The 22,461-nt window shown below is 35.6% G+C and carries 15 protein-coding genes, 1 pseudogene and 1 riboswitch; of the genes and pseudogenes, 6 read left to right on the forward strand and 10 right to left on the reverse strand.

Translation table 11 applies throughout. From position 1 onward, the window contains the following. On the reverse strand, window positions 1-8,391 hold an 8,391-nt coding region (locus TA89_RS18365), incomplete at its 3' end, for a DNRLRE domain-containing protein (RefSeq protein WP_052447516.1). 192 nt (window positions 8,392-8,583) lie between these two features. Beyond that, window positions 8,584-8,666, reverse strand: a riboswitch (cyclic di-GMP riboswitch). Between the two features lie 179 nt (window positions 8,667-8,845). Here TA89_RS18365 and TA89_RS13865 point away from each other — a divergent pair. Next, window positions 8,846-10,020: pseudogene (locus TA89_RS13865) on the forward strand (class I SAM-dependent rRNA methyltransferase). Window positions 10,021-10,168: 148 nt separating this feature from the next. On the opposite strand, the gene TA89_RS13870 reads toward TA89_RS13865, so the two are convergent. Beyond that, on the reverse strand, window positions 10,169-10,711 hold the full coding sequence (locus TA89_RS13870; RefSeq protein ID WP_040214225.1) for a hypothetical protein: 543 nt from the start codon (window positions 10,709-10,711) through the stop codon (window positions 10,169-10,171). Window positions 10,712-10,910: 199 nt separating this feature from the next. After that, complete coding sequence (locus TA89_RS13875; protein ID WP_052447517.1) at window positions 10,911-11,411, reverse strand: DUF2680 domain-containing protein; 501 nt, start codon at window positions 11,409-11,411, stop codon at window positions 10,911-10,913. 423 nt (window positions 11,412-11,834) lie between these two features. Between TA89_RS13875 and TA89_RS13880 the strand changes: the two genes are divergently transcribed. The 3 genes from TA89_RS13880 (at window position 11,835) to TA89_RS13890 (ending at window position 15,676) form a co-directional block, all read left to right on the forward strand. Beyond that, entirely contained in the window at window positions 11,835-13,277 is a 1,443-nt protein-coding gene (locus TA89_RS13880; RefSeq protein ID WP_040214226.1) for an aminoacyl-histidine dipeptidase, read from the forward strand. A gap of 89 nt (window positions 13,278-13,366) precedes the next feature. Further along, the gene (locus TA89_RS13885; RefSeq protein ID WP_040214227.1) at window positions 13,367-15,298 is read left to right on the forward strand and encodes an OPT family oligopeptide transporter; all 1,932 of its coding nucleotides are present in this window, start codon (window positions 13,367-13,369) and stop codon (window positions 15,296-15,298) included. Further along, entirely contained in the window at window positions 15,299-15,676 is a 378-nt protein-coding gene (locus tag TA89_RS13890; protein WP_040214231.1) for a hypothetical protein, read from the forward strand. A 34-nt stretch (window positions 15,677-15,710) separates the two neighbouring features. Here the strand turns inward: TA89_RS13890 and TA89_RS13895 are convergent, their stop codons facing one another. The 5 genes from TA89_RS13895 to TA89_RS13915 all read right to left on the reverse strand — a co-directional run bounded on the left by TA89_RS13895 (window position 15,711) and on the right by TA89_RS13915 (window position 19,496). Continuing rightward, window positions 15,711-16,610 carry an ATP-grasp domain-containing protein gene (locus tag TA89_RS13895; RefSeq protein ID WP_040214233.1) on the reverse strand — a complete coding sequence of 300 codons (900 nt, stop codon included), beginning with the start codon at window positions 16,608-16,610 and terminating at the stop codon, window positions 15,711-15,713. Next, window positions 16,603-17,511 carry an ATP-grasp domain-containing protein gene (locus tag TA89_RS13900; RefSeq protein ID WP_040214234.1) on the reverse strand — a complete coding sequence of 303 codons (909 nt, stop codon included), beginning with the start codon at window positions 17,509-17,511 and terminating at the stop codon, window positions 16,603-16,605. The genes TA89_RS13895 and TA89_RS13900 overlap by 8 nt, the downstream gene beginning before the upstream one ends. 123 nt (window positions 17,512-17,634) lie before the next feature. Next, window positions 17,635-18,435 carry a hypothetical protein gene (locus tag TA89_RS13905; RefSeq protein ID WP_040214235.1) on the reverse strand — a complete coding sequence of 267 codons (801 nt, stop codon included), beginning with the start codon at window positions 18,433-18,435 and terminating at the stop codon, window positions 17,635-17,637. Then, window positions 18,429-19,127: an ABC transporter ATP-binding protein gene (locus TA89_RS13910; RefSeq protein WP_040214237.1), complete on the reverse strand. Its 699-nt coding sequence runs from the start codon at window positions 19,125-19,127 to the stop codon at window positions 18,429-18,431. Before TA89_RS13910 ends, TA89_RS13905 begins: the two co-directional genes overlap by 7 nt. Then, window positions 19,128-19,496, reverse strand: a complete 369-nt coding sequence (locus TA89_RS13915; protein ID WP_040214239.1) for a GntR family transcriptional regulator — start codon at window positions 19,494-19,496, stop codon at window positions 19,128-19,130. A gap of 202 nt (window positions 19,497-19,698) precedes the next feature. Between TA89_RS13915 and TA89_RS13920 the strand changes: the two genes are divergently transcribed. Together TA89_RS13920 and TA89_RS13925 are read left to right on the forward strand one after the other, a co-directional pair. Beyond that, complete coding sequence (locus TA89_RS13920) at window positions 19,699-20,382, forward strand: sigma factor (RefSeq protein WP_040214240.1); 684 nt, start codon at window positions 19,699-19,701, stop codon at window positions 20,380-20,382. After that, entirely contained in the window at window positions 20,375-21,283 is a 909-nt protein-coding gene (locus TA89_RS13925) for an anti-sigma-I factor RsgI family protein (protein ID WP_040214241.1), read from the forward strand. Before TA89_RS13920 ends, TA89_RS13925 begins: the two co-directional genes overlap by 8 nt. A 110-nt stretch (window positions 21,284-21,393) precedes the next feature. On the opposite strand, the gene TA89_RS13930 is transcribed toward TA89_RS13925, so the two are convergent. Beyond that, window positions 21,394-22,011: a kinetochore Spc7 family protein gene (locus TA89_RS13930; protein WP_040214243.1), complete on the reverse strand. Its 618-nt coding sequence runs from the start codon at window positions 22,009-22,011 to the stop codon at window positions 21,394-21,396. 14 nt (window positions 22,012-22,025) lie between these two features. Further along, a complete protein-coding gene (locus tag TA89_RS13935; protein ID WP_040214245.1) occupies window positions 22,026-22,379 on the reverse strand; it encodes a hypothetical protein in 354 nt (117 codons plus the stop codon). Window positions 22,380-22,461: the final 82 nt, after the last annotated feature.

Below are 22,461 nucleotides of genomic sequence, written 5' to 3' on the forward strand. Positions count from 1 at the left end.
ATCTAATCCGTAGGTATAAGCCTGACTGTAGTTTCCGTTTTTATCTGAGGTCATTAATACCTGAGCATTTTCCAGAGAAACATCATTTACATAATTTATTATCTCATATGTGGATATATTGTCTACAGGATTCTGGCCTCCGGGGTTCTTTGGATGGTCAGCTCGTTTATACCAGCCCAAATGTTTACCGTTGTTTCCGCTGTTGCCTTTGTCTTTTCCCTTGCCGTTACCATTATCCTTATCTTTGTCTTTGTCCTTATGCTTATCCCAGCCTTTATGATTTCCATTATCCTTGTCATTTCCGTTGTTGTCTTTATCCATAAAGTTTTTTAATGCCATGTAGCCTTCTTTTGCATTAACTGATATACCTCTAAATAGTCCCGCAAAAAAATCTGATATACTTTTTCCTATACTTTTAAATACTTCTCCGATTTTAACTATTATTGTCTTTATACCTTCTGCTATGGCTTTTCCTATGTTCTTTACTGCTTTTACAAAGCCGGATTCCTCTTTAGACTCTTGTACAGCCTTATTATCCTTTGATTCTTCATTTATACTGCCGGATTCTATACGTTCTTCTGATTCATCAGTGCTTCCTTCTGTATTTACTGCTTCTTCACCGGTGTTTTCCGTCTGCTGATTAGATTCCGGTGCAGTATTTTGAGCCACCGATACAGGATTATTATTTTCTGTTTTAGATTCCTGTTTATCCGGTTTCACCTCTACCGGTTTTAATCCTTCCTGAGGTTTAGACTGTTCCGGAGATTTAGTCTCTTCTGAGGGTTTTGTTTCAACAGGTTTACCTCCCTCTGAAGGCTTTGATTCACCAGGCTTCGATTCTGCAGGTGGTTTAGGCTTCTCTGGTTTTGTGCCTTCTGGTGGTTTTGACTCTCCCGGCGGCTTTGTTTCTCCAGGCTTTGATTCCTCCTCCGGATCATCGTCATCCACCTCCGGCTGAGGCTTATAATATAATCCATAGGTGGAGAATAATCTGCTGCCATCACTGTCATAGCCGAAGGTCAAGGCTTCTCCCTTAGGTGTTGTTATTTGAACAAGCCTATTTTCAAGGTCATATTCAAAGTATTCTACCTTGTGTCCAGGTTTGATTTTTCTTATTCTGTTTCCGTTTTTGTCATACTCATATTTTGTAAGGTGATCTTCAAAGCTTTCGCTTATGAGCTCGTCTCCTGCATTATAGGTATATTTTATAAACTTTAGTATGTTATCTTCATTTACTTCCACCGCTATCCTGTTGCCGGCTTTATCATAGCTGTATTTATAGCTTCTGCTTTCAATCTTACCGTGATCCTCCCTATGCTCCTCTGTAAAGCCTATTATTTCATTGGCACCGTTGTAGCTATAGGTTCTTGAAAAGTACTCATATTCATCCTCTTCTTCATCATCGTCATCGTCTTCATCATCATCGTCATCGTCTTCATCATCATCGTTGTCATCATCTTCATCATCTTCATCTTCGTCTTCATTTTCATCATCTTCATCATCTTCATCATCTTCTTCGTCTTCATATTTTCCTTTATGCTTGTTGTCATCTTCTTCATCATCATAGTCATCATCTATATATACTGAATTTTCCTTTACTATGTTTCCTGCTCCATCGTATTCATACTGGAAGCTGGATAATAACTTGTTATCTTTATTGAGATTTTCAAGCTTTATCATTCTATCCGCTTCATCATAGCTGTAAAGGACCTTTGTTCCGTTTGGAAGGAGAGCATCCTTTCTTCTTCCAGCTTTATCGTAACTGTAGTAGGTTTTCTCCCCCTTCCAGTTTTCTACGTAGGTTATTCTGTCTAAGGAATCATAATTGTAGTTAACATATTTTCCATCGGGATAAATTACCTTGGATTTTCTTCCCAATCCATCGTACTCATATTTAACCTCTTCTCCCGTGGGAGCACTATAAGAAGTCAATCTTCCTACCCTGTCATGGCTGTAGTTGGATTCTCCTTCTTCTCCTTTCATATCAGTACGATTGCCGCTTATATCATACTTGTAGCTTACTGACTTTTCCTCCTGTACTTCATCTTTTTCATTCCTATACTCCTTTGCAACAAGCCTGTCCAGTATGTCATAGTTGTAATTTATCTTATATCCATCCGGCTTTACATGGCTTGACAGAGTACCTACCGGATTATAGCTGTAGCTTTCCTTCTGTCCCAGAGGATTTGTAAGGGAGGTCATTCTGCCAAGCTTATCGTAGCTGTATTTTGTCTCCTGTCCGTTTCCGTTTACCATTGAAATCAAATTGCTTGAAGGATCGTAACCGTACTTCGTTTCTTCTCCCAGAGCATTTTTAACCTTTACAAGCCTGTTAAGCTCGTCGTAGGCATATTCTGTCTTATTATTGTTTCCATCGGCTTTAGATTCCAGATTCTGATTTTTATCATAGCTGTATCTGGTTATTCCCCCTACAGGATTTCTGATTTCTGAAATAAGATTCAGTGCATTATATTTGTAAATAGTTTTACTTCCTAAGGAATTGCTTATGCTTTCTATCAGATTATTCTTATTATAGGTATACTCCTCTGTTTCTCCTAAAGGATTTGTTATCTTTATGAGATTATTTGTACTGTCATAATCATACTTCTCCGCTCTTTCTCCTGGCCTTATTACTTTAGTGATGTTTCCAAGAGCATCATATTCAAATTTTGTAAGCTTTCCTTCAGGGTCTACGGTTTTGTTTACCCTGTCTAGAGCATCATACTCATATAAGGTGGTATTTCCGTTAGCTTCTGCTACAGAGCTTAAATTACCCTTACTGTTATATTTATATGAAGTCACATGACCTGCGGCATTTGTTTCGCTTAAAAGTCTGTGCATCTTGTCGTAAGAAAAGCTTCTTGTTCTTCCCTCTGAGTCTGCTTCCTTCTTTAAGTTTCCAAGACTGTCATAGGTAAAGCTTTTGCTGTAGCTTTCGGGGTCAGTTATAGAGGTTATTCTGTGGACACTGTCATAGCTATAGCTGTACTTTTCTCCCATGGGATTTATTTTTGCTGTAAGCCTGTCATTTAAGTCGTATTGATATTCTGTTACACCCTTTAAGGCATCGGTAATCCTTGTATTTAATCCGTGCTTGTTGTATTCATAGACAGTCTTATTCCCCTTTGCATCTATCAAGGCAATGAGATTATCCAAGCTGTCATATTCATACCTGGTATCAAAACCTAAAGCATCTACCTTCATTTCAAGTCTGTTTAAGGCATCATACTTATATTGGGTTACATTTTCCATTGGGTCTGTTACCTTTATAAGACTTCCTCTTTTGTCATAGGCAAAGGAGGTTTTGCTTCCTCTTTCGTCTATAAAAGCTTTCAGTCTGTTTAAAGTGTCATATTCATATTTCTTGGAATTCCCCTTTGCATCTGTAAGCTGTGTTAGATTACCGTTTTTGTCATAATCATAACTTGTAATATGGCTTAAAGGATCTAAAGCCTTAATGAGTTTTCCTGACGCATCATATTCATAGGTATATTTTTTATAGCCTTCTTCCATCTTTTCTATAACATTGTTAAGTCCATTGTATTTTATGGTGGTGATCTTTCCTTCCGGATTTACAGCTTTTATGAGTCTGTTTCTCTTGTCGTATTCATAGTTTGTTATATTGCCGTCTATATCTGTTTTAGATATTATGTTTCCTGAAAGATCGTAGCTGTACTTTACAGTTCTCCCCAGTATATCAAACTGCTCAATAAGCCTTCCGTAGCTGTCATACTTATTAACCAATCTGTTTCCTGCATTATCCTCTTGCTTTATAAGTCTTCCCAGCTTGTCATATTCATAGGTTTTGTGAATACCAGCAGCATCCTTTACTGAAATAACTCTGTCTTCACTGTCATATTCCATGGAAAGGACATCCCCACTAGGATAAACCATTTCGATCATATTGCCGTTTTTGTCATATTTCATTTCCAGGATATTACCCAGTGCATCCTTCACCTTCCTCTGAAGGCTTCTTCCGCTATATTCATAAGCAGTTTCTTTCCCAAGAGCATCTATCACCTTTGCAAGATTTCCTGTTTTATCGTACATAAAGCTTGTTATATTCTTTAAAGAATCCTCTTCAGATTTCAGTCTGTTTAAAGAGTCATATCTGTAAAGCTTCTTTCCTCCATTTGGAGAAATCTCCGCAGTGAGGTTTCCTGCAGCATCATAGTCAAAGGATTTTTTATTCCCTAATGGATCGATTATTTCCTTAACCTCTCCTGTGTCGGTATAGCTGTAGGCAGTAATCTTTCCTTCTTCATTTGTAACGGAAGTTAATGCATTTTGTTCGTTATAGGTGTAGCTTACCGAATAGCCTAAAGGATCTGTAGTTTTAACAAGATTTCCATTACTATCATATTCATAGCTGTATTCTCCCTTTTGGCTGTCCTTTATCCCTGTAATCCTTCCTAACCCGTCATAAGTTGTTTTGGTTACCACTCCGTTGATATCTGTAAGCTCTATAAGTCTGTACAAGTTATCATATTTATACTTTTTCACATTTCCATCGGGAAGAGTAAGCTTTACTATATTTCCTTCATTGTCATATTCATGAATAATAGTCTGACCTTTAACTCCCGTAATCTTTTCTATCTCATTGACTGAATGATTATATGCATAGGTTGACTTATTTCCCTTAGGGTCCGTAACAGAAATAACATTTCCAAGAGCATCTCTTTCGTATACAGTTTCACCCTGCTCTTCATCAGTTACCTTTACTAATCTGTTTAAATTGTCGTATTGATACTTTATTTTATATCCTCTGGCATCTGTTTCCTCTATCTTATTTCCATTTCCGTCATAGCTGTAGGAGGTTATATTGCCAAGGGCATCTATCACCTTTACCGCCCTGCCTAAACTGTCGTATTCCAATTTAGTTACATTCTTGTTAGGGTCTGTAATAGATATATTATTGCCGTTTTTATCATAACCGTATTCTGTTATGCTGCCGTCAGGAAGAGTATTGGTAAGCTCCTGACCTTTAGCGGTATAGGAAATCCTTGTGTTTTTACCTAAGGGGTCTTCTATGGTAATCACTTTACCCATAGCATTATAGTAATACTTATAATCATTACCCTTAGGGTCAACAACCTTTGATACATTAGGACCGGAATAGGTATATTTATAGGTTTGCTTTAACGAATCCACTGCTTCTATTATTTGATTCTTGTCATTATAGATATACTCAAAGGTAGTCTTATCCGGCTTTGTAACCTTAATCACATTACCTTTGCTGTCATAGTTCATATTAGTTTTATTACCGTTAAAGTCTGTTACCTCTGTTATATTGTCTTTATCATCATAGCTGAAGCTTTTTGCTTTACCGTCAAACCTTATTTCCTTTGTCTTATTGCCTCTGCTGTCATATTCAAAGGTTGTGACATTCCCTAAAGCATCCTTTGAAGTTTTTACATTATTTCTATCGTCATATGTTTTTTCTTCCGTTTTTCCGTCGGCTCTTACAGTCTTTACTATTCTAAATTTGGAATCATAATAGTAAGTAGTCTTGTTACCGTTAGCATCTACGGCTTCGCTATACCCATCAAAATAATTTAAATTAACCCTTTTACCAAGGGCATCCTCCTGTGCTGTAACCCTGTCATTATCGTCATAGGTGTTATAAACAACCCTGCTGCCTTTTGGGTCTATAAAGTATGTCATTCTTGACTTTGTGTCATAATAATATTTTGTAACATTCCCATCAGCATCGGTATAAGAGGTTAGATTTCCAGTTTCATCATAGCCGTATTTTAAAGCAGCCTGATTAGGAAGGGTTATCTGACTTATTCTTCCTTCCTCAGACAAAGTAATCCCAAACACCTTACCTGAGGGGGTTTCTATTCCTGTTAATTTATATTCATCATTATAAGTAAGTGTAGTAGTATTACCCTTTGAATCACTTTCTGAAACTAAAAGTCCAAGCTTGTTAAAGGTATACTTTACTACTCCGTCGCTTATTTCAAAACCGATGTTCTTTCTGGCATCATCGTTAACTACGGTAAGCTGAAGCTTTTCACCTACTGGGCCTGAGTATGAACCCTTTTGATCTTTTCTGTAGTATGTTGCACTGCCATCTCCCTCATTAAATATTATGGTACCGTCCTTTAGGGCTGACAGCGACTTATTAAAGTTAAAGTCCCATTTCACTCCAAAGTAGCCGTCATGGTGCTCAGCCTTTGCGTTATACATCCTCATTATGCCAAAATCGCCGTTATATTCAGGTACTGAAGCATCTAATGCTTCATAAAAGAAGTTACCGGTAAGCAGATTTATGGGCTCAAAGCCGTAAATACAATGCTTATTTCTTCCCATGAGATCCGAATCAATCTCTCTCTTTTTAGCATCTGTAAGGGGTCCAGGAGTATAAACCTTCCCCCTGTTTTTAACGGGATTTCTTATAAACAAAGTGTTTCCCTCAACTAACAACTTATCCTGCATTCTATTATCTATCATTATAGTAGATGTAGGTATTCCATAGAAATTAGCTATGTAGGGTACAGTATCCTTAGCTTGTATCTCATATATCTGAAAATAATCGCTGTAACCTTCTGCAGAAGTCTGGCCCTCTGATTCAGCAACGGCTTTTATCCTGTATAATTCATTTTTCTTTGGAGCCAGAACTTTATCCGTCTGCCAGTTACTATCTTTGCCTTTATAAACATAGGCAGTGGGAAATAAACTTGAATATACTGAACCGTCAGGATACTTAAAAGTATAAGCTCCCTGTAAGCTTCCGCTGAAGTCAGAGCTTCCTGACTCTAAAGAATACTTTATATTAGCTCCGGGCTTAATCAATCCATCAGCTATAAGTCCATGAAAAACCTGCTCTCCATTTGTGTCATGTTCAACTATAGGCCTTAAATTTATATTAGGAGTACCAAGAGGCATAGTTGTATCAACGCCGTCTACAAGCTCATAGGTTATAGATACTTTAGGTCCGTTGCTTCCATTATAATAGGAATTTTTTGAGCCTCCCACATAAGCTTCTCCTGTTTCATCTTCGTATAAGTATCTTAATACTATGCCGTTATTGTCTATAGCTCCATTAACCCAGTCATTGACTATATTCTTTATATCAAAATTAACATATTGATTCTTTTCTCCTGCTATGTTTTTAACTGCATACTGTGAAAAGGAAGGCTGATTGTTCCAGGTAACTCTGGAAATATTATAATTGTTATCCACAGCAGAAATTTGAATTTCTCTCTGTTTTCCATTTCCTCTGTTAGTATATCTGTATAAAGAGAATTCCGCAGATTTTACCACCGACTCTTTTGGTATACTCACAGGAAACTTGGCATAGGTCCTGGTCTTATGATGCCCGTCTAAGTTTTGTCTGTCACCGCTTAAACTTCCATCATCAAATCCTATAAAGGTATAACCGTTATTTAAGGTATTTGTGGTAGGCTCGTCACTCTCAACGCAGGCTATCTGAACCTCAGAGCTTGGAATATCCACTGCAGGATCTATTTTTACAGGGTAGGCTCTTTTAGCCTCCTTTAACCATTCCTCATTTGCAGTTACTGTTATGATGTCTTTACCAATTAACTTTTTATCTAATTTTATCTTTATATCTGTACTCTGCTCCCCTGAAGCATCCGTCATTATAGGAGCGCTTATTATAAAGACAGGAGTTTCTTTGCCTGCCTCGTAGGCTCTTATGGTATTATGTTCTTCTTTCAGGGTTATTCCTTTTGTTTCTATTTTATAGGTGAAGATATTTTTATTTCCGTAATAATTCAGTATAATATCTTCCTTTAAATTATCTCCGTTTACTGTGTACTGATAATCTATTCCCTGAAATACATCATTATATAACACTGCATTTCCGCTGACAGCGCTTCTTTTGAAGTCACCTTCATCCGGTATCAAGGATAACACTGCTTTGCCTTTTGTCAGAGTAATTCCTCTGTCCTTTGTAATATTTTTTGGCAAACTCACCTTATAGTCATTAGAGGTATTTTCGTAGGTATCACCTTTACTGCCTTCCTTAAGGGTATTGTTCACCTCCTGAAGTATTCCTTTTTCATCCTTATAATGAACCTTATCAAAATATATTTCCTTCACTTCAGTTTTTGAATCTACAGAATAGGTTTTGCTGTTTTCTGTTCTTTTTTCCTTTTTCTCTTTACCACTGCTGTATTTTTCATTGATTTTCTGATTTAAAGCCTGAGGCTTTTTCAGCGGTTTAGAAGCTTTTTCCTCTTTCACCTCAACAGTGTCTGTCTTTTTACTTTCTTTGTTAATATCCTTGCCATAAAAACTCCCCTTTTCAGGCAGGTTGGAAATAGTTTCTACTGCATGTGCTATTGATCTTTCAGCAGAACTAAATAAAAAAGTAAAAATTAAGAGCATACTTATAGCTCTAACCATTACTTTTTTCTTCATTAAAATCCCCTCCTCTTAAATAGATCATAGATAAAAGAGATTTATTTCAGAGAGGACACCTATTTTTTATTTTAATTATAGATATATAATCCTAAAAGGAGATAAGGTTTACAATCATTAGGTAAAATTTACCACGAAATTATATAAACATAATCTGAGTTTTAACTTAAAAATCTCTAATTACAAACAAACTTAGGTAGCCCGGCTGCCATAGATTTCTCGTTAGGCCCGTGGCTTTGCGTCTCTATCTTTCGATAAATTTGCCTTTATCTATTTAGTAAATTTGCATATTATGTAATATTTTAGCAACTACTATAAGATATTACCATATAATTATGTAATTTAAAAGCTTTTTTGTCACTTGTCAGGTGCCTGGCACCATATTTTTTGTTCTATTTTCAATCTTTTGTGATATAATCTTAAGAGGATTTTCACGTACGAAGGAGAGGATTTTATGTCCTGCAGATTTTATTTAAACAGCGGAAAAGGAAAAAAAGCAAAACAGGGTCACCCCTGGATTTATACAGATGAGATAGATGCCTATGATGGCGAATATAAAAACGGTGATGTGGTGGAGGTATATAGTGCAAAGGAAGAGTTCCTTGGAAAGGGTTATATTAATGATGCTTCTAAAATTGCTATCAGACTCTTAACCAAAAACATTGATGAAGAAATAAACCATGAGTTTTTTAAAAGCCGCTTTGAAGATGCCTGGAATTATAGAAAAGACGTAATCGACACCTCCAGCTGCAGATTTATATTTGGTGAAGCGGATTTTCTTCCTGGCCTTACTGTAGATAAATACGAGGATTATTATGTTATCCAAATTTCCACACTTGGCATGGATAGATACAGGGATATAATAGTTGAGCTATTAAAATCAGAATACGGAGCCAGAGGTATCTATGAAAGAAGCGATATATTACCAGAGAATTGGAGGGTTTGGAGCAGAAAAAAGGCTTTCTTACAGAACCCTTCGATACAATGATACAGATAGTTGAAAATGGAGTTAAATATATAGTAGATTTAGAAAACGGTCAAAAAACCGGATTCTTTCTGGATCAAAAGGAAAACAGAAAAGCAATTCACAGGATATGCAGAGGAAAAGAGGTCCTTGACTGCTTTACCCATACAGGCTCCTTTGCGTTAAATGCCGGAATAGCCGGTGCTAAAAGTGTTCTGGGCATTGATGTTTCCCAGCACGCCGTAGATGTAGCCACAAAAAATGCTGAATTGAACGGTCTTTCTAATACAGTAAAGTTCCAGTGTCATAATGCCTTTGATGTGCTTCCACAGTGGTCAAAGGAAGGCAGACAATTTGACGTGGTAATACTTGATCCTCCTGCTTTTACAAAATCCAGAGACACTATTTTAGGGGCAAAAAGAGGATATAAAGAAATAAACCTCAGAGGCTTAAAAATGGTAAAGTCAGGGGGATATTTAGTCACCTGCTCCTGCTCTCATTATATGAAGGAGGAGCTCCTTCGAAACATAATAGCCGATGCTGCCAAGGATGCAAAGAGACAGCTTAGACAGGTAGAATTCAGAACACAGTCAGCAGACCATCCAATACTATGGAATTCCGACGAATCCTATTATCTGAAATTTTTTGTGTTTCAGGTAATTTAGCGAGGTTATTAAGCGTATAGCTAATTTCAAAAAATAATTACTACATATTAACATAGAATCTATATATTATTTAATATAAAATCTATATATTCGTCTTTATATAAATAAAATTACTGCAGTTTTATATTCTGCAGTAATTTTATTTTATCTATTTTCTTTTCATTAACTCTATAAAATCATTTTTCTCTTTTTTAGACTTAAAAGCGTTCATAGGAACTATAATAACTGAATTTCCTTCTAAACTCACGCATATACAATCCTCTACTTTTGAAACATCTATTATCTGATTATGTAAAAAAACCTGAGAAAAATTCGGTCTTTTCATTCTTATTTCCTTGTCATCTGCAGTTATCTCTATCTCTTCATTAAACTTATCTTCAGCCTTTGATAAATGCTTTTTTAAATGTCTTCTGTTAATCCATTCATCTATTTTAGGAAAATAAATAAAAACTATCACAGCTAAAATTATATAAACTGCTGAAGCTAGTGCTAATGACGGCTTTATTATACTCTTATTGCTGTAAAACTGAATAAAAGAAAAACCTGAATATAAAGCACCCATAATAAGCAGTAAAGAAAATAGATAGGTTTTCCTTTTTAAAGTCTTATTATAGGTATCTGTGAGTTTCATACTATGTATTAAGCAGTTGGTACATTGATCTAAAGTATTTTTGTAAATTAAATTTATCATTCAGCATCTCCCCACCTTATAACCATAATTTAATTATATTATAGACCTTTTTATATAGGACAACAATAAAGGTCTGAATAGCTATTGGTTTTACAGCTATTCAGACCCCTGTCACCAGTTAAGTTATAATGTTCTTTCCCGTATCAGTAAATTCAGCAAAATTTCAGCGTGCATTTTATCTTTAAAAACAAATAGTTTGTTACTTAATGTCATTGCCCCATCTGCCATGACCCTTTCCTGATCCATTTCTCATGTCGCTGCCCATTCTTCTTCCGGATTCATTAGTACCTTTAGGCGAATTTTGTCTGCGAAATTGGCCATTACAGCTGCTTATATTATCCTTTAAATTTTCTTTATAATTATCTGCTTCCTCCTTAGTGATTTTTCCTTCCTCTACAGCCTTGTCAATAAGCTTCGATTTTTCCTCCAGCATCATTTTTTTGAATGCATCTTCCTCTATTCCCTTATCCTTTGCAATTTCAAGCAATGATTTTCCTGCTTCTTTTCCCTGAGTGAAATCCTCTTGGGTTATACCAAGTCTTTCTAATACTGCATTTCTCATTTCCCATCTATTTAAAGATATTTTTCTTCCCAGCTCCAATCTTTGAGGCTGGGATGCATTATCTGTGGAAGCATAAGCTGTTGCTCCTGCTCCCAATGCTATAGTAATTCCTAAAGCTGCTAACAAAACCTTTTTCATACTAACACTCCTTACTTATTTAAGTACATTTAAAATTGCACTTATCTTATATTCTTTAATATTATAATAACCATTAATTGAGGCAAAATTATGTCAAAATTAACATAAAATTAAATCGAAATAAATTAATCTAAAATTTTGGGGAATACTATTTCACGTACGGGTAAAAATCTTTGTATATTATGGTGAAATATTACTAATTTTTAGAAAATTCAAGCTGGAACGAGTGAGGATTAGCTAGTATGTATTTTATGTGCTTTTTTATTGAAATTTATCTAAATATTAGTTAATATGAAAACACAATTTATTGAATCTGTCCACATATATTGGTATAATGTTGATGTAATTGTTTACTTAATTACAAAAAACGTATTTTTATCAATTTTTTGTCTAGCAGTTCAAAATAGAAAGGAGATTTGTTAAATGGCTGTATTAAAGGATTTACAACCGGGAAAAGTATTTCATTTCTTCGAAGAAATGTCTAATATCCCTAGAACATCAGGGAATGAAAAGATGATAAGCGACTGGCTGGTAAGGTTTGCAAAGGATAGAAACCTTGAGGTGCATCAGGATGAAGCCTTAAATGTAATCATAAAAAAACCAGGTACCAGCGGTTATGAAAAATCATCTGCAGTAATTATTCAGGGTCATATGGACATGGTTGGGGAAAAAGCAACTGAAAGCAATCATAACTTTTTAAATGATCCTCTTAAGCTCAGAGTGATAGATGATTATGTTTATGCAACAGATACCACTCTCGGCGGAGATGACGGAATAGCAGTTGCTTACGGTTTAGCACTTTTAGATTCCAGCGATATTCCTCATCCCCCAATAGAATTGTTGGTAACAACTAACGAAGAAACAGGCATGGATGGTGCTGCAAACCTTGATGCTTCTTCATTAACAGGGAAGACATTAATTAACATCGATGCGGAAGAAGAAGGTATTTTCCTGGTTAGCTGTGCTGGTGGAATTACTTCTACAGTAAGCTTTCAACCTGATTATGAAAAGTATCAGGGAGAAGCCTTTAAAATATCCATAACAGGACTTAAAGGCGGTCACTCTGGAATAGAAATCATAAAACAAAGAGCAAATTCCGTTAAGCTTTTAGGAAGACTTTTATATAAGCTTAGCGAGGAATGTGATTTAAGACTGGTTTCTTTATCCGGAGGATCAAAGCATAATGCTATATCCAGAGAAGCTGAAGCTCACATAGCCATCTTATCAGAAGATTATACTAAGCTGAATGAAACAGTTAATATTATGGCTGATGCCTTCAGAAATGAATACAGCGTTGAAGATCCTGATATCAAGATACAGGTTGCTTCTTCTAAAGCTGATAAAATAATGACTAAGAAATCTACAGAAAATATAATCAGCTATATGGTAACCGTACCTGATGGAGTACAGACTATGAGCAAGGAAATTGAAGGGCTTGTGGTAAGCAGCTTGAATTTAGGGGTTTTAGAAGAGCTTAATGGTAAGGTTCAATTTACTCATGCTATTAGAAGTTCTGTGAAAAGCCTTAAATTTGAAATCATGGTAAGAATTAGAGCCATTGCTGACCTTTGCAGCGGAACCGTACAGATGTTTTCTGACTACCCTGAGTGGCAGTATGAATCAGACTCAAAGGTTAGAAAAGCAGCTGTAGAAACTTATTCTAAGCTTTACGGGAAAGAACCTGAAATACAAGCTATTCATGCAGGATTAGAATGCGGATTGCTTAAAGAAAAGCTTCCGGAGGCAGATATGATAAGCTTTGGTCCAAATCTTTATAATGTTCATACTCCAAGCGAGCATATGAGTATTTCCTCTGTAGCCAGAACCTGGGACTTCCTGGTTGCTCTATTAAAAAATTTAAAATAATCTCTATCTATCTTGCAATATACCGCTTACTAATAATTGATAAAACAAATCAAAGATCCTAATTATATTAAGGAGAGGGGTATATACCCATGAGTGAAAACAAAAAAGGACTTTCTGCCACTGCTTATGGAGGAATAAAAGGAGAGGATTACGTTCCTTTTATTCCCACCAGCGAAGTTATGCCTGAAACCACAGGTTATTCCATAATTATAGGTATAATTTTCGCCTGCATATTTGCTGCTGCCAACACATATTTGGGGCTTAAAGTAGGTCTTACAATATCCGCTGGTATACCTGGAGCTATATTGGCTACTGGTCTTTTAAGAGGTATATTCAGAAGAAACAATATACTGGAAGCTAATATGATAGCCTCCCTGTCTGCTATGGGTGAATCTATCGCCGGAGGAATCATATTTATTCTTCCAGCACTAATACTTTCCGGATTTGGATTATCCATATTACAGGTAGCTATAGTTACTATAGTCGGCGGCATTATGGGAGTATTTTTCATAACTCCCCTTAGAAGATTCCTCATCGTTGAGGAACATGGTACATTGGTTTATCCGGAAGCAATGGCTGCAGCTGAGGTTCTGGTTACAGGAACAGAGGGCGGAAGCGCCTTTAAAACCGTGTTAACAGGTCTTGGAGTTGGAGGAGCTTATAAATTCTTATCCGGAGGCCTTATGATCTGGTCAGAATCTGCTACTTATACCATAACAAGATATCAAGGAACCATGATAGGAGTAGATGCTTTAGCTTCCCTCCTTGGAGTTGGTTTTATAGTTGGTACCCAGGCTTCTGCTTTAATGTTCGGCGGTTCTTTAATTGCCTGGTTTGCATTGATACCATTGATAAAATTCCTTGGAGCCGGTCTTGCTGAACCTTTATTCCCATCAACTAAGCTTATATCTGAAATGGCAGCAAAAGAAATCTGGGGCAGCTATATTAGATATATAGGTGCCGGTGCCGTTGCTATGGGAGGATTTATCTCTCTTGCAAGATCACTTCCTACAATTATCAGGAGCTTTAGGCAGGCCATGTCCGGTATAGGAAGCAAAGCCACAGGAGATATAGACAGAATAAATGTTGAAGCTCCTTTGATCTGGGTAATAGGTGCAGCTGCCTTCGGATTTGCAGCTACATGGCTGTTCCCTGCTATAGGCGGAACTCTTGCAGGAGCTATTGCCGCTGTAATATTCAGTTTCTTCTTCTCCGTGGTTTCTGCAAGAATGGTTGGTATAATCGGAGCTTCCAATAACCCTGTTTCAGGTATGACCATTGCAACACTCCTTTTCGTTACCTCATTGTTAAAGGTAACCGGTGTTGGCGGAGATCAGGGTATGATGAAGGCATTTTTAGTAGGCGGAGTTGTATGCGTTGCTATAGCTGTTGCCGGTGGAACAGCTCAAAGCTTAAAAACCACCTATATAATAGGGGGTAACCCAAGAAATGTTCAAATCGGTATGTTTGCAGCATTATCAGTAGCATCAGTAGTTGCCGGTTATGTTGTTATCATGCTGGATAAAGCATATGGAATTGGCGGAACAGAGGTTGCAGCTCCTCAAGCATCTTTAATGAAGCTTATTGTTGAAGGAATAATGACAGCTCAGCTTCCTTGGACCTTGGTTATTATAGGTGCATCTATAGCTGTATTCTGTGCCTTAGCAGGTATCTCCATACTTCCTGTTGCTTTAGGTATTTACCTTCCAATAAACTTAAATGCTGCTATACTAGTAGGTGGTATTATAAGAGTATTGGTTGAAAAGAAATTTGCAAAGAATGAAGAAAGAAAGAACCAATCTATAGAAAAAGGAACTCTTTTGGCCTCAGGTCTGGTGGCTGGAGATGCTCTTATTGGTATAATCATAGCTGTCTTTGCAACCTTAAATGTCGATATAGCCTTAGGCACTAAATGGTTCCCTAAAATAGCAGAAAGCAGTTTAGTTGCCTTTGCTGCGTTCATCCTTCTTGGAATATGGATTTACTTCTATTCCTCCACAAAGGATAAAGGAGTGTCTTAATTGTCAAAATTAAATTCTACCAATGATAAATATAATTTTGCATTATATGTACCGGTTATAAAGCACGATAAATGGGAATTAGTAGATAACAAGGTTATACTGCATTTCACCGTTAAGGATCCTGTAAGGATATTTGCAGGATGGCTTGTAAAAAAATCTCCTAAAACCCAGTTGGATTTCGACGAGCTTTGCTCTAAAGTCTGGTGCCTTATAGACGGGAACAGAAGCATATATGACATTTATAAAGAAATGAGCAAAGGCAGTTCCAACCCTGATGACGAGCTAAGAAGGCTTATAACCTTCATAAAATACTGTTCAAAGCGAGGTTGGGTTTCCTTTAAAGAAGCAAAAACACAGGAAGAAAATGAAGCAAAATAATATAATTTTTTAACAAAAAACTGTCAGGTTCCAGTCACCTGACAGTTTTTTTATTTTTGTCAGGTGACTGGAACCTGACAATTTCATCTTTTATAAATTCAAGATAAATCCTCACTATATTTATATCTGAATTTGCACTTAAGGTTCTGCTTCCTACCACATCTTCTATCTCATTGAAAATAAGATTATTATCTTTATCAAAAATAAAATCTATACCTGCAAAGCCTGTATTAAATTTGTTTATAATCTTATGTATTAGTTCCTTTTCTTTTTCATTAAGCTCATACAGCCTGGCCTTGCCGCCTAAAGAAAAGTTTGCTTTAAAGCTTTTATCTGAATATCTTAATATTGCAGCAATTATTTTATTTCCCACTACAAAAACCCTGAGATCCTTTCCGGGATTACTGCAGAGCCTTTGAACCACTACATTTTCATCATTTATCTTGTTTAATACCCCTATAAGCTCCTTTTCATCGAACACCTTAAATACCTCACTGCCTCCTCTTCCTCCTGCTGCCTTTACCACTGCAGGATAAAATTCCGTAAAGCCTGAGTTTATAAGTTCTCTCTTTTTAAAAAAGTAAGTATCCATCATAGGTATACCCATTCCTGCCAGATACTGATGAGTTCTTGCTTTATTATTGCATATAAAAGATATGGAGGAGTTATTGAACACCTTGGTTCCCATAAGTTCTAATTGTGTGCTTAAAAGGCTGTCAATATTCCTTACCACTGCAAATACCGGAGGGTTAATGGATTCATCTTTATAAGTCAAACTAAGCATATTATCTTTCACTCCAAAGCTTAAGTCCTCTTTAACAATAAGCTTAAGATTTATCTTAAGCTCTTTAGCCTCCTCAAGAAACCAGTTTACAAACTCTCTGTTCCTGTTTAAATCCTCTTTATTGTATAAAAGCCACCCTATGCTACTCATTTTCGTCCTCCAATTTATTTATAATATAGTCCAGGATGTACTCTGCAACATCCACTCCTGTACAGTCATAAATATTTTTCATGTGGGCATTGGAATTTATTTCACATAATATAGGCTCCTCGTTTTCATCAAAAAGCAAGTCTACTCCAGCAAAGTCTGCACCTATAAGCTTTGTGCATTTAACTGCCAATTCCTTTTCTTTGTCCGTAGGACTGTAAGCCTCCATAGTTCCACCTGCGCTGATATTAGCCCTGAAATCTCCTGAGGACCTTCTCAGCATTGAAGCCACCACCTTATCTCCCACAACATTAAGCCTTATATCTCTTCCATGGCTGGATTTGATATACTGTTGGAATAAATAAGGTTTCGATCCTATCTCTTTAATCCTTAAAATGAGTTCTTCCCTATCACTCACCATATATACCTGAGCACCAAAGGAACCAAAGGCTTCCTTTATTATCATAGGATATCCAAGCTCCTCTTCTACATAGTTATAAAATTCTATGTCCTTCGCCTTCATATTTCCATAAACAAAGGGTGCTATTATGGTTTTAGCCATGGGAATTCCTTTATTTGATAAAAGTTCATAGGTAAGAGTCTTATCATCGGAAACCGCAATAGACCTAGAGGAATTAAAAACTCTTAACCCGCAGTTTTCTAGATGAGCTGCAAGTCTTACATCCTTATCCCAAAAAATCACAAAGTCCGGCAGGGAACCGGCATATTTACCTTTAATTACCGCCTCTCCATTTTCAAAGGTTGCTAGAAGCTCTGTATTTTTTATTATCTCAGCTTCTATACCTCTCTTTTTCGCTTCCTTTTGAAGCCATCTCACATGATGTAAAAACTTTTCCTGAAGAAGATTACCATTATATATTATCCAACAGCTCAGTGTTTTCATTTCATTCCTCCGGTTACTTACAAATTAATATTATATAAAATTATATCATATTTAAGAAAATGAAAGCTGCCAGGCACCTGACAAATTAATTTGTCACTTGTCAGGTGCCTGGCACTTGTAATATTATTCCAAATTCAAACGCTTTGAAAGTATATAATTTGTCAATATAAAGTAAGCTGCAGAAAAGAGTATATTGATAATTACAGGAATCCATAAAATATATTTACTTATGATGCTTTCAGTCGTAAGTGCGTTAGTAACATGAAAATTATTCATGGAAAAAGCTACGGTGAATATACCGGTTCCACCTATAAACTTAGATAATAAATCTAATACTATAACAGCTCCAAAGGATGCTAAAACTCTTTGGCTTTTGAACAAATGACCTATGGACATAGCTGCATATAGCATGAGTATTCCTGAGGCTAACTGAGTAATTCCTATCAGCATGAGACTCAATATATGCATATATCCCTTTATACCCAAGCTACCATTTATGTCTCTGATAATTGATGCTACTCTATAATTAAACAGCATTATTGAGTCCTTATTAAAGGCTAAGAAAATTAAAGTTGCAAAAGTAATAATCATACCTAACACAATCCACATAATTGAGGTTATAAGCTTTGCTGTTATATTATGCCAGGTCTTTACAGGAAGGGTAAACATTAAATAACCTTCATCGGAAAGCAGGTTTTTGTAAAATCTTAGTATCATCACTATAAATGTAGTAATAAACATTGCTACCATTATAACTCCATATAAGACTATACTTATTCCTACAGGATAAATGTTGTATCCCGCTGATATTTCTCTCCCTATAAATATCTTATTAATTAATGCCAGCAGAATTAAAGCTCCATATAAAGGAAGTATATTTCTTGCCGTAGCCTTAATCTCATATTTTAAAAGTTTTCCTAACATTTAAACACCTCCCTGAATAATGCATCCACAGATTTTCCCTGTTCTTCCCTGATTTCATCAACGGATGCAGATAAAATTACTTCTCCTTGAGAAATAAATATAACATCATCCAGTATCTTCTCAATATCTGAAATAAGATGGGTGGAAATAACCACAGAGGCCTTTTCATTGTAATTACTGATTATAGTGTTTAATATATAATCCCTGGCTGCAGGATCCACACCGCCGATAGGCTCGTCTAACAGGTATAAGTCCGCCTCCCTGCTCATTACAAGTATAAGCTGTACCTTTTCCTTAGTTCCCTTGGACATACTCCTTAGTTTATCCTTTGGATTTATATTTAATCTTTCCAACATTTCATAAGCTTTTTTCTCGTTAAAATCACTATAAAAATCCTTAAAAAAGTTTATTATCTCGCTAACTTTCATCCATTCATTTAAATAGGTCCTCTCTGGAAGATAGGACACCACTTTTTTTGTTTCCAGTCCCGGCTTCAATCCATTTATTAAAATCTCTCCTTCATTGGGGGTGAGAAGATTATTAGCCAGCTTTATTAAAGTGGTTTTACCGCTTCCGTTAGGTCCAAGAAGACCTACAATCCTTCCCTGCTCTACTTTTAAATTAACATTTTTAAGAGCATGTTTTTTAGAATAGTTTTTTGTAAGATTTTTGCACTCCAGTACTGAAGACATTTATTTCAACTCCTTTATAACATCCCTCATAAGGGTAAGAATTTCTTCTTTATCAAAGCCTAATTCCTTCATTCTTTTTAAAAAATCCGTTGTCTGCTCTACAGCTAACTCATTTTTTATCCTTTTAATCATCTCTTCGTCCTCCGTAATAAATCTTCCGCTTGTACGCTGGGTATATACAAGTCCCTTTTGCTCAAGCTCCGTTAACGCCTTCTGCATAGTGTTTGGATTCACTTCAGCCTCCTGAGCAAAATCCCTTACAGAAGGAAGCTTATCACCAGGTTTATATGCTCCGGAAATAATTCTCATTTTAATCTGCTCTACTAATTGTATATATATCGGTCTGTCAGACTTTAAATCCCACTTCAAGTTATCACCACCACTCTTAATTGTATTATTGTACTAATCGCTTAATACAATAATACAATCTAAAAATTAATATGTCAACAACTAATTAACATTTTGCTTATAAACAACGAAATAATTAATATAAGAATTAAAAAATAAAGATGTATACACTACCCTGCTAAATATTCAGCTGCCTGCGTAATAATAATAAAGAGGTGATTACATGGAGCAAAGCCCTCTTCTGCAAACTAACAGAGATAATTTCATAGAAGAAAACAAAGGGTTTATATATAATATTGCCTGCAGTATATGCAAAAGAAAATTAGATTGGAAAAATGATGATGAGCTGAGCATAGCATTGATCTCCTTCAATAATGCCTGCGACAGTTATGATGAGGGTAAAGGAGCTTTTCCTTCCTATGCAAAGGTACTTATAAAAAACTCCTTAATAGACTTTTTTAGAAGATCTCAACATATTCCCTATCTGATATTTGATAAGGAAGATGAAAATTTTGATTATGTAGATTATAAAAGCTCTATGGTAGAATTTAATAAATATCAGGAAAACCTTCAGAGAGCTTATGAAATCTCTGTATTTTCAAAAGAGCTTGCTGAATACAGGCTCAGTATGGAGGATTTAGTAAAGTCCTCACCCTCCCATGCCGATACCAGAAATGTCTTATTAAATGCAGCATTTGTATGCTCTAAGGAGAAAGCTATAATAAATTATATAAGGGTTAGAAAAACCCTTCCTATTAAAGAAATGATTTTACTTACGGGCCATAACAGAAAATTTTTTGACAAGTGGAGAAGATATCTTTTAGTTTTAATCTTAATATTAAGCAGCAGCAATTATCCATACATAAAATCATACCTCAATATAAAAGTAGGTGAAAGCCATGATTAAAACAGGAATGGTACTGAAAATAGAAAATAATGCAGCTTTTATACTTACAGAGAGTGGAGAGTTTGTTAAGGTTATTATAGGAAAAACCCCCCCTAAAATTGGAGAAACATATACAGGAAAAGCAGCAAAAAGTACAGGCATATCCAGAAGAATAATTGCCGCCATGGTGGCTTTTATAGTTCTAATATCCGGTATTACCTCTTTTGGTTACTATACTGAAGCAGCAGCCATTGAAGTTGATATGATCCCATCAGTGAAGATTAAAATAAATCACTTCAATAAAGTAATTAAAGCTATACCTCTTAATGAAAAGGGAAAATCACTCCTTGAAAGCATTAAAATTAAAAATAAAAATACTGATGAAGCTCTTACTTTACTTTTTGAAACCGCAAAGAAATCTGATTTTATAACTGATGCAGATTCTAATAAAGCTGTTATTTCCATAAAAATATTATCTAAGCTTCCAAAGAAAAAAATTTCTACCAATGAGTTTGAAAGCTATTTAGATAAAAATAAAATTAACACTACTATTTATAAAGAGGATAAGGAAAATAATAAAGAAACTATCTCATCCCCTTCACAAAACGGTGAAAATAAAAGTAACAGCAGTAATGGTGTAAATTCCTCCTCCGACAAAGATAAAGAAAAAACTGAAGGTTATAAGGAAAATTCCAAAAAAAATGGTAGTTCTCCAGATAAAGATAGGGGAAGCAGCGGCAATAATAATAATAATAATAATAATAATAATAATAATTCTAAGAACAAAAACAACAAAAAGGAAAAAGGGGTAAATCCCAATTCTCCCGATGCTTCCATAAATACTCCTGGAAACAACCCCTCCTCAGAAAATAAAAATAACGACAAAAATAACCCTGCAGGCAGTAAAAATAATCCAAAATAAAACTAATGGGTTAAAAAAACTTTTAAAAAAGAAACCTCCGCAGAAATAAATTATATATTTCCGCGGAGATTTCTTTTTTCTTACTTATATATCCTCTAAGGGAAGGATAATTATTTATAGGCTTCTACTAATTTTAAAGCTTCATCTATTTCTGTATTTAAGGCTTTAAGAGCATCCAATCTTTCCTGAAGCTTAGCTATAACCTTGTCCAACGAGGAAATGGCATTGTTAAAGTCTTTTTTGTTTACCTTTTGCTGAGTTTCCTCTACTTCTTTATTTACCTCTGAAGCTTCTTTAACTTTTTCACTTTTAGCTTTAAAGCTCTCTACCTTAGAAAGCAAATCTTTTAGTGCGTCCTCAGTAAGTACTTTATCTCCTTCTTTAATCTCTTCTATAGCCTTCTTTAATCTAGTCTTCTTTTCCTGAATTTCTTTTTTAAGCTCCCTTGTCTCTTCTTTAATCTTTTTCATTACTTCATGCTTTTCTCTCATTTGATTCTTAAATTCAGCTATTTGTTCTTTTTTCTCGTCTCTTTTCTCAGCATTTTTTTCCTTCTGCTCAGTGCCTTTTGACTCTTTCTTTACTTCCTTTTTGTCCTCTTTCTTTTGCTGAACTACAGCATTAGTAGCCTTAGGCTCTCCCTTATTAGGATTGCCCTTAGCATATGCTGCTGTTGGAATTAATAATACTGCTGACAGTATAAGAGCTGCAATCTTTCTGGTTTTCATAAAAAATCCTCCTACTAATTATTTATTGTATTTAGGTCTATGTCTTTAACCTCTTCAATGGATTGTAAAGAATCCTCTATACTTTTTAAAAGCGAATTCAGCTTGTTATGAATCTCCAGCCTTTCCTTTTGATTTAATTCTTTTACGGAAACAGGCTTTAAAGGCTGATTAGGAGTTTTATTACTGTCGGCATCCTTTAAATCCTCCTGATTTTGAAAAACCTTTGATGTTTCTTTAAAGCTTTCTTCAGAAGATGCTTCTGTTTTCCCTACTCTTGTGTCGGTTCCGCTGTCTGCTCTGCTGATACTGCCGCACCCAGACAACATAAAACTAAAAATAATTAACGATAAAATAATCAGCCTTTTCATAACATCCTTCTTCCTTTTCATCTATATTTACTAATTAATACGGAAATTTATGATTTTTTAAAGGGGTACAAAAAAAAAANAA

The sequence above is a fragment of the Clostridium polynesiense genome, from assembly GCF_000820705.1.
Classification (GTDB): Bacteria; Bacillota; Clostridia; order Clostridiales; family Clostridiaceae; genus Clostridium_AA; species Clostridium_AA polynesiense.

Excerpts from the sequence above, each read along its gene's own strand:
- TA89_RS13870 (WP_040214225.1), bottom strand. The coding sequence starts at position 10,711 with ATGATAAATTTAATTTACAAAAATACTTTAGATCAATGTACCAACTGC.
- TA89_RS13875 (WP_052447517.1), bottom strand. The coding sequence starts at position 11,411 with ATGAAAAAGGTTTTGTTAGCAGCTTTAGGAATTACTATAGCATTGGGA.
- TA89_RS13880 (WP_040214226.1), top strand. The coding sequence starts at position 11,835 with ATGGCTGTATTAAAGGATTTACAACCGGGAAAAGTATTTCATTTCTTC.
- TA89_RS13885 (WP_040214227.1), top strand. The coding sequence starts at position 13,367 with ATGAGTGAAAACAAAAAAGGACTTTCTGCCACTGCTTATGGAGGAATA.
- TA89_RS13895 (WP_040214233.1), bottom strand. The coding sequence starts at position 16,610 with ATGAGTAGCATAGGGTGGCTTTTATACAATAAAGAGGATTTAAACAGG.
- TA89_RS13900 (WP_040214234.1), bottom strand. The coding sequence starts at position 17,511 with ATGAAAACACTGAGCTGTTGGATAATATATAATGGTAATCTTCTTCAG.
- TA89_RS13905 (WP_040214235.1), bottom strand. The coding sequence starts at position 18,435 with ATGTTAGGAAAACTTTTAAAATATGAGATTAAGGCTACGGCAAGAAAT.
- TA89_RS13910 (WP_040214237.1), bottom strand. The coding sequence starts at position 19,127 with ATGTCTTCAGTACTGGAGTGCAAAAATCTTACAAAAAACTATTCTAAA.
- TA89_RS13920 (WP_040214240.1), top strand. The coding sequence starts at position 19,699 with ATGGAGCAAAGCCCTCTTCTGCAAACTAACAGAGATAATTTCATAGAA.
- TA89_RS13925 (WP_040214241.1), top strand. The coding sequence starts at position 20,375 with ATGATTAAAACAGGAATGGTACTGAAAATAGAAAATAATGCAGCTTTT.
- TA89_RS13930 (WP_040214243.1), bottom strand. The coding sequence starts at position 22,011 with ATGAAAACCAGAAAGATTGCAGCTCTTATACTGTCAGCAGTATTATTA.
- TA89_RS13935 (WP_040214245.1), bottom strand. The coding sequence starts at position 22,379 with ATGAAAAGGCTGATTATTTTATCGTTAATTATTTTTAGTTTTATGTTG.